Origin of the sequence: Sulfitobacter sp. HI0129, assembly GCF_001635395.1 — a bacterium.
In the GTDB taxonomy this organism is placed as follows: domain Bacteria; phylum Pseudomonadota; class Alphaproteobacteria; order Rhodobacterales; family Rhodobacteraceae; genus Sulfitobacter.
The window spans coordinates 1-8014 of record NZ_LWGH01000422.1; the positions used below are offsets into that span (position 1 = coordinate 1).

The following is an 8014-nucleotide window of genomic DNA, read 5'->3' on the forward strand; positions in this document are numbered from 1 at the left end:
TGTCGAGGTCGACACTGGCTTTCAGCTCACCCATGTCGTCGATAAGACCCACGAGGCGCTCGACGCGTTCAAGAGACTGGCCCGCGTCGTCGTAGCTGTTTTGCGCAGCCGCCGAGACCAGTGCGCCGGTGGTGGCCTGTGTCGCGACGCGTGCGGCGCCGGGGTTGCCGCTTCGGGCCATCTCGCTCAAGGTGTCGTAGTCGAAGCCGAGATCGGCAAGCACGCGGTCCATCTGGGTCTCAATCTCACTCGCGCCGGACCCCGATAAACCGGAGAAGTCGCCCGTGGTGATTGCCCGGATCGTGGCGAGGATATCCCCGAACTCCTGATCGAGGAGGCCGTTCAGTTCGGCTTCCATCTCGGTCCGGATGATCTCTGGAAGTTCCGCAAGACCGGTCAGGGCGTCGTAGGTGCGTTGAAGTTCCAAGAGCTGTTCATTAAGCGTCGCCAGATGTTCGCGAAGCTGGTTCAGCTGCTCGTTTTGCAGGATCTCGTCTTCAACCATCTGGCGCAGTTGGCGAATGTTCTGGGCGATGTTCTGCGTGTCGACCACGGGGATGCCCTGCGCCTCAACCCACATCGGGGTGGCCACAATGGCAAAGGCTACCAGTGCAGCTGTGAGATTGGACGCTCGTGCTGTTCTAGGAGCGTGAATTCCTATGCGCATCACTGAAAGTCCTCCATAGAAAAGTCCATGAAGTCGCCTTCCGCCATACGAGCCGTGGCCAGCGCGAGCTGTGCCGCGGTCGCGGTCTGGCCGCGGACAGCTTTCAGGCGCACACGTGCGGCGACGAGACGCACGAGCTCCGCGCGCGCATAGGTGTTGAGCGCCACGCTGTCTTGGACGGTGTCCGCCGATCCGATCCGGGTCACGATGTCCTGAATACGCAAGACCGCCTGTTCTATCTGGGCCGGGGCGTGGCTCCCATAGAGCGATGATCCATGGCCTGCGAGCGAGAGCTGCGCGTTTGCGAAAAGCTTCGGATCAATCGTGCCTAAGGCCTCAATGCCGCCAATTCGACTGAGGTAGTGGTTATAGCGTTCGGGAATGACTTGGACGTAATGCTGGGTCTCCGCGAAGGGCGGGACACCACCGTATTCAAAGACCCGGCCGGGTCCTGCATTGTAGGCGGCCAGGGCGTTGATGATGTTGCCGTCAAACGTCAGGAGTTGGGCGTCGAGGTAACGTGCACCGCCTTCGACCTGAAGGTAGGGGCTGGCGTAGTAGGCGGGATTAATCCCCAGATCGCTTGCCGTATCCGGCATGATCTGGGTAAGGCCGTAGGCGCCGGCCGGAGAGTAAAGCCCGATCGAGAAGCGACTTTCCTGCCAGATCAGTGCCTGAAGGAGGGCGCGCCACTGCACTTGGGACAGGCCGGCTCGGCGGACACCGGGACGGCGATGCGTTTCTTCCGCGACGCGTATGATCAGTTCTTCGACGGTTTCGGCGGCATCGCCAAAGAGTCCCGCCCCATGCGGGTTCGGGTCGATGTCACCGGTCCCATAGACGGCCGCTGCGGAACGGTCGGACTGCGCCCCACCGCCTTCCAATGCGGCCACGGTATCCGACTGGGTCCCGGTCCCGAGACGGGTTTGCGCCTCGAGGATCTTGCGCAGGACCGCGCGTTGTTCGCGTTCAACGGAGGCGATCGCAGCGGAAACGGCCACCTTGTCTCCCTGCACGGCAAGATCCGCCTCAAGATTGCTGTTCTCGAGGATGTTGCGCAGCGTCAGCACGGTGTCGTGCACCGCGAGGCCTTGAGAGAGGCTCGGGCCAGCGACGAGCGAGAGTGCAAGGGAGATACCTGCCAACTTACCCATAGGGCGCCTCGGTCGGCGGGTTGCTGTCCATTTGTTCAAAGTCGCAATTTGAGGCGACCACGCCACGTGCGACCACATCGAAACAATTGGCCTTGGACGCGCGATGGGTTTCGCAAGCGGTGAGGGTTACCAATGCGGTGAGCAGAGTGAGTGCGCGGATCATGTTATCCTCCAGAAATCGAGGCGGTCGCGGTAGTCGGCGCCGACGAGTGCTTCGCCTTTTTCCATGCCGCCAAGGATAGTGAGACAGGGCCCGAGCGCGGACAGATCGGTGTCGACGACGACGGATCCCGTGTCGTCCCGGATGAGGGCCAGCCGACTGTCGCTGCCCGTGTTCAGGAGGACATCCAGCTCCTTGTCCGAGAGATTAAGCATTGCGTAGTCGGCGGCTTGTGCCCGAATATTGGGGAGCAAGATCTGCGTCGGAACGGCCTCGACGATGGTCTTGCCGGTCCGCGTGCGTTCAAGCTGGCTCGCATACTGGGTCATCATGACCGCGACCGTGTTCTGTTTCCGCGCAGTCACGAGCCAGTTTGACAGGCGTTCGGCGAAGTAGCTGTTGTCGAGGGCCTTCCAAGCCTCGTCGATGATGATAATCGTCGGGCGGCGATCCTCGATCTCCCGCTCGACACGACGAAAGAGGTAGGAGAGGACTGCCATCCGCTCCTTGTCGCTTTCGCTGTCGAGGATGTCTGTGAGATCGAAGCCGACCATGTCGCCGTCGAGTGAGAAGGTGTCTTGTAGGGTTTGACCAAAAATCCAGCCGTAACGACCGCCCTCCGTCCATTCCTGCAGCCGCTGATGGAGATCGCCTGAGTCATCGGTCGACACGAAAAGTGATGTGAAATCCGACCAATTGCGCAGGGCGGCATCGCTTGCGCTCGCGTTCTGACGCACGACCTCTTGAATGCGATTGGTCTGGATGGGGGAGAGGGGCCGATCTGGCCGATGGAGAAGGGCTCCAAGCCAGTCCGACAGCCAGGCGGTGCCGCGCGCGTCCGTCTCGGTCCAGAGTGGGTTCAAACCCGTCGCGTCACCTGCCTTTATCGAGGCATACCTCCCGCCATTGGCGCGTACCGCCATCTCCATCCCGCGCCGGTAATCGAACACGAAGACGCGCGCGCCGACCCTGCGCGCCTGCGTCATCAGAAAGGCCGAGAGGACGGATTTACCGGATCCCGGGCGGCCGAGAATGAGCGTGTGCCCGCTCGTCGGTTCTTTGTCCGGGGATCCCTGCTCATGGTAAGAGAACCGAAACCCGCTCTGTTCGGGCGTCGGAAAGAGCGTGATTTCCGCGCCCCAGGGGAGATCTTTCTTTCCCTTGCCGAGTTGGGTGCGATGCAGGGCCGCGAAATCCGCGAAGTTGCGGTTGGTCACGGCACTGGCACGCACCCGCTTGGGCTGGTTTCCCGGATGCTGGCTGAAATAATGTGCCTTCGCCGCGACCCGTTCCCCGATCATTTTGACCCCCTCGGCTGCGGCGGCATTGACGATCTCTGCGCCCAAGGACTCAAGCGTGTCGAGTGTGTCTGCGAAGACGGTCACGACCATGTGGTGCTCGCCAAAGCTTTGCCGCTTGGCTTCCAGATCGTCGTGCGCCGCGTCGAGGGCACCGAGCAGGGAGAGGGCTGCGTCTCCAGAGGCCTGCATCTGCCGCTTCTGCCTGCGAATGCGACCGGCCATGAGGTTCGCGTTGATCGGTGTGAAGGAATGGGTGACGACCATGTCAACGGGCAGGTTCAGCATGTCGAACATGGTGCACTGCGTGGCCTCGGAATATTCGGCGATGGTGAAGCTCTTGCCCAGGCGTCGGCCCGCAACGCCGTCCGAGAGTTCGAAGTGCTCATCACGAAATGTCACGCGGGTGTTGGCCACGGCGTAGGAGAGGAAGCCGAAGCGCCCCGAAGGGTAGAGCGGTCGTTCGCGCCCGGTGTTGAGCGCGCCGAGGAAGCCCAAGAGTTCGCCCGCGCTGGCCGACAGACGTCGCGGTTTGAGGTCCGCAAGCCCGGAGAGAAACACGGTCACCGCTTCGTTTAGGCGGCGCAGGCGCTTCTCGGTCTGTTTGTGCAAACGGTCAGGTGCGCTTCGATTAAGGAAGTCCAGATGGCTTCTGGGGGGAGGGCGGTGGATGATGGTGAGCGTCAGCGTCTTGTCGCGCAAGCCACTCGCATGGAGATGATCCTGCCAGAGGTGATCAACTTTTGCCGCGAACCCGTCTCCGGGAACGGCCCGCAGGTCGGGGACGATGGAGCTCGAGACCTTGTGGACGTAGTAGCTATAGGCCGGGCCAAGCTGCGCGATGAGTCGGGCGAAGAGTGCTTTGACCCGATCGAGATGTTCGTCGGCGGTCGTGTAGCTGTTGATGCCGGAGAGCCGAACACACTGAAACAGTTCGTTCGCGCGTGTGCGCACGGTCCAGTCGTCAACGAGGCTGACATAGGGCAGCATATGCGCCAGGCGCTGTTCGCGCGCGTACCAGTCTGGCAGAAACGTTCGGCTGTCCATTCTCTCGTCACGGGGCATAGCTGTCACCTCCGTGGATCGCTCTATTGCGCGTAGGTGGTGTCTCCTGCAGCGCCGTCATCAGCACGTCGATGAAACGGGGATCCCAATCCGCCGCCTTCCAAAGGATCGGATAAAGCACCGCCGCGACCCCGAGAACCACGAGGTGCTGAATCCAGACGAAGAGCAGGACAGACCCGAAGAGCCAGACCATCGCGTACATGATGGGCAGGCCCAGGAGTTTGGGTGGGCGGACGAGCCCGAGAAAGAGCGGGGAGCGTTCTGCCACGACAGCCTCCGATCAAGATCCACCGAAGACGGCAGCGACAATGGTGGGGGCCGCTGACACGCCGGCGATCCCCACGAGCACCCACAGGGCTTGGCGCAGGTCGATGATGTTGAAAAACCAGCTGAGGAAAACGCCCAGAACCGCCAAGGTCGCGATGACCACGCCCAGAGGGCCGGTCAAGGCGTCGACTATGCCCTGCAACAGTTCCTGGATCGGCGAGAGATCGATGCTCTGTGCCATAGCGGGTTCCGTCAGGAGGCACAGGGCCACGAACAGGGTAAGTAGATGGCGAAAGGTCGGTTTCACGGGGTTGCTCCTTCCAGTCGGTCGACGACGGCCAGCACGCGCTGGACGTGGGATTGTGTTTCGGGAAAAGGGGGGATGCCGGCATGCGCGCGTATGGCATCTGGGCCGGCATTGTAGGCGGCCAGAGCGAGATCGACTTTGCCGAAGGCAGCAAGCATTGCGGCCAGGTATCGGGCTGATCCGTCTAAGTTCTGGCGCCAGTCATTTGGATCCACGCTCAGGTCGCGTGCCGTCTCGGGCATGAGTTGCCCAAGGCCGATGGCACCGGCGTGTGAAACTGCTTTTGGATCGTAGGCACTCTCGGTTTCGATGTTGGCGCGGAAGAGTTGCATCCAGTCCGTGACAGAAATTCCAGCGGTGCGAAGCCCCTCATGGCCTGCGTATCTGAGAGCCGCGCCATCGATTGCTGCGAGGAGGTCTGGATGGGGCGCTGCTGAGGGTGACTTGTCGGCCGTTCTACCAGAGGCTTCAGCGGCTGGAGGCCCCTCTCCGAAGATCACCAGGCCCGCAGCGCGCGATCCTGACTGCCCGACCCCATTTTGGTAGCTGAGCGCAAAAAGATCCTGTCTTTGACTGGGTCTCAGAGCGCCGTCGCTCCCCAGAACGAGGACCATGTCAGCCAGAGCTGGAAGGGCGGTTAGGCTAAAGACAAGGGCGCTACCGTTTGCGCGCAATAATGTCCTCAGGCGTGAGCTTGTGAACCGTTCGCTTGCCCTCTTCGAGCGGAATGTCCGCGTGCGAGAAACCGACCCCTTGAAGGAAGGAGATGACACCCGTGACGGTTCGGATTTCTCGGATCTTGATGTCGTTGCGCGTGGTTCGGGTCCGGGCCGTGACGAGGAGTTTTTCGACGCCGTCATCACTGACCGCACGCAGGATCCAGACCCCATGCCAGTTGGGGCCTTTTTTGTAGGCGTCTTCTTTACAGACAACTTCAACGCGATAGCCGCTGGCGACCAGATCGCGGAATCTGGGTTCGGTGACCACATTCGGTGCTTCTTTATCTAGGTCCATCACCCGGATCACATTCCCCGATAAGGCGAATGACCCGGCTTCAAAGATTGAAGCCAAGCCATACGATGATATATTATTGGCACGCAAGGTATACTTACTGCGCGACAAGCGGATTCTCGCTCACTCAACGGATAGACCGCCAGCATGCCGATGATCAAGAAAATAAGGGCTTTCCGTTGCGTCGACCAAACCCATTCTCGCCGGTTCCTCGCTATATTGTTCGCTCTTTTTTTGCACGTGGCGGCCGCCTCTGCCTCCTGTATCGCCCCGGACCGCCCCTTTGTTCCAAGCGATCGTGACGCGGCAAGTCTCTATGCCGACCTCATACGACAGGACTTCGAGCTCTACCTGCGAGACGCGCAAGCGTACTTCCGGTGCCTTGAAGAAGAGCGCCGACGCGCATTCGATGCAGCGCAGGAAGTGTCCAAGGCATACGAACGGTTCCTGAACGCGACAGGCCGCTGAGGACGAGCTAGCGTCCCGGTTGTCACAGAGATTGTACATCATCAGAGACCCTTGTCCGTCTGTTCGACGTCGGCGACTTGGAATGAGCACATGAATTATCCACTTTTTAGATAATCTATAAAGTGGATTAGCCCGGTCGCAAGAGGCGTGTGACCGTGGCAAAGACAATCAGAAGTTCAGGGCATGAAGCGTTGCGGGCCGCATTGATCGCGGCACGCAATCAGGCTGGGTTCACGCAGGCGCAGTTGGCCAAGCGCTTGAAATGCCACCAGTCCTTTGTCGCGCGTGTCGAGAGTGGCGAGCGACGGATCGATGTGGTCGAATTGATCGTCCTAGCAAGGGCTTTGGGCGTCGACCCGGGCACACTGCTGCTGGAAGCCGAAGCGGCTACGTCGGTGGATCACAGAATTTGAAATGCCAGTGTGTTTGCCGTTGCGCAAATGAGGTCTTGCCCGGAAATGTTTAGCTGCGTCGGAAGGCGCATAAGATGTTGGCGATCCTTTGTTTTGGGCCCCCGGCGTGAAATGAAGCGTTCCGAACTACCGTGTGCACTCTCCCTGGACCTCGCGGCGATTTGCACTTTAGCCGTCTTGTCGCGAGAGGCGCTCCAGCATTCTGAAAACGCATTCCTCTGTGTACGGCTTTGCAACTGCCAGCACGTCGAGAGCGATAGGGGGATTAATCACCGAGGCGTCCTCTGGCCGACCCAACCAAAGGACTGATAACTCGCCCGTGTTCCATTGATATACCCACGCATTGGTTGTGCCAGTTCCATCCAGTAGTCGAGTAACGGGTGCAGCTTCTTCTCGTTCCTGCCTCACGGTAAAATTGCGTCCTGTTCTTCCTCGGGATGAGTCTGTGGCTGAAATTGACTGGCGAATTCAGCTTAACTGCAAGCGGCTCATCAAAGGTCGTAGTTGACCCTATTTGATCGATGAGAGAGTGCCCAGAGCTATCCGACAAAAATATAGCGACGTTTGAGAGGCATACATCCTAAGGACGATGCCCGAACCCTCCGCCCCCACGCTAAGCCCAGGCAGAATCAAGCGTGTCCTACCTGAGATGGCAACCTTGCGCTTACACTCGGAAAGGAAGTCGTCCGCCAACATCAAAGTCGAATAGACCGGCCATACAATAACACTCAAACCGGAGCGCTCGGGTTGGGCTGATCACTATCCCTCGTTCTCCTTGTCTTTCGGCAAGGTAGGGGATTTGTCGCAACTCAGTTCAGAGTATACCCGGCAACAATCCGCTGTAAATCCCATTCAGAAATGTCACCGGCTGTGCAAAGCAGAAAGGTCACCACAGGGCGCTACGGGAGCAAGGCTTTTGAGCCCGCAGACCCCAATATCGAAGGGCTGAAAAGCCTTGCGGATTGCGGGTCTTTGGTGTCGAGGATAGCGTGGTGACATGCTTCCGACGGTCAAACTTCACTCAGATGCTGATGTCCTGAAACACTCGCCGCTGGTTCGTGGGATGACGCTTGCGTTGCGTTATGCCAACGAAACCGGCGGGATCGGGCTGACGCAATCAGGCGCCTTCAACCGCAAGTTTGTGCATTGGGCGGCGGAACACTTTGAATGGCCCGATTTCACCGCCACCGAGTTATTCGAAATG

At 59.8% G+C, this 8014-nt stretch carries 10 protein-coding genes and 1 pseudogene; 3 read left to right on the top strand and 8 right to left on the bottom strand.

Annotated elements, in window-relative coordinates; all coding sequences use genetic code 11:
• The 8 genes from A3764_RS11450 to A3764_RS11480 all read right to left on the bottom strand — a co-directional run.
• Positions 1 to 580: type IV secretion system protein (locus A3764_RS11450; protein WP_236628171.1), on the bottom strand; the 580-nt coding region annotated here is incomplete at its 3' end.
• Positions 581 to 666: 86 nt separating this feature from the next.
• Positions 667 to 1821 carry a lytic transglycosylase domain-containing protein gene (locus A3764_RS11455; RefSeq protein ID WP_082850979.1) on the bottom strand — a complete coding sequence of 385 codons (1155 nt, stop codon included), beginning with the start codon at positions 1819 to 1821 and terminating at the stop codon, positions 667 to 669.
• Positions 1814 to 1984, bottom strand: coding sequence for a hypothetical protein (locus tag A3764_RS25170; protein WP_161487203.1), 171 nt, complete (start codon positions 1982 to 1984; stop codon positions 1814 to 1816). Before A3764_RS25170 ends, A3764_RS11455 begins: the two co-directional genes overlap by 8 nt.
• Positions 1981 to 4344, bottom strand: a complete 2364-nt coding sequence (locus A3764_RS11460; protein ID WP_067951601.1) for a type IV secretion system protein B4 — start codon at positions 4342 to 4344, stop codon at positions 1981 to 1983. Before A3764_RS11460 ends, A3764_RS25170 begins: the two co-directional genes overlap by 4 nt.
• Positions 4334 to 4612, bottom strand: a complete 279-nt coding sequence (locus A3764_RS11465; RefSeq protein WP_067951602.1) for a type IV secretion system protein VirB3 — start codon at positions 4610 to 4612, stop codon at positions 4334 to 4336. Before A3764_RS11465 ends, A3764_RS11460 begins: the two co-directional genes overlap by 11 nt.
• A 12-nt stretch (positions 4613 to 4624) precedes the next feature.
• Positions 4625 to 4918: a TrbC/VirB2 family protein gene (locus tag A3764_RS11470; protein WP_082850978.1), complete on the bottom strand. Its 294-nt coding sequence runs from the start codon at positions 4916 to 4918 to the stop codon at positions 4625 to 4627.
• Complete coding sequence (locus A3764_RS11475; RefSeq protein WP_067951605.1) at positions 4915 to 5532, bottom strand: lytic transglycosylase domain-containing protein; 618 nt, start codon at positions 5530 to 5532, stop codon at positions 4915 to 4917. The genes A3764_RS11470 and A3764_RS11475 overlap by 4 nt, the downstream gene beginning before the upstream one ends.
• 43 nt (positions 5533 to 5575) lie before the next feature.
• A complete protein-coding gene (locus A3764_RS11480) occupies positions 5576 to 5932 on the bottom strand; it encodes a hypothetical protein (RefSeq protein WP_067951603.1) in 357 nt (118 codons plus the stop codon).
• Between the two features lie 144 nt (positions 5933 to 6076).
• Here A3764_RS11480 and A3764_RS11485 point away from each other — a divergent pair, with 144 nt between their 5' ends.
• The 3 genes and pseudogenes from A3764_RS11485 to A3764_RS11495 all read left to right on the top strand — a co-directional run.
• On the top strand, positions 6077 to 6397 hold the full coding sequence (locus tag A3764_RS11485) for a hypothetical protein (RefSeq protein WP_236628170.1): 321 nt from the start codon (positions 6077 to 6079) through the stop codon (positions 6395 to 6397).
• A gap of 155 nt (positions 6398 to 6552) precedes the next feature.
• Positions 6553 to 6810, top strand: a complete 258-nt coding sequence (locus tag A3764_RS11490; RefSeq protein ID WP_067951608.1) for a helix-turn-helix domain-containing protein — start codon at positions 6553 to 6555, stop codon at positions 6808 to 6810.
• Positions 6811 to 7807: 997 nt separating this feature from the next.
• Positions 7808 to 8014 (top strand): annotated as a pseudogene (locus tag A3764_RS11495) (hypothetical protein); the annotation flags it as partial.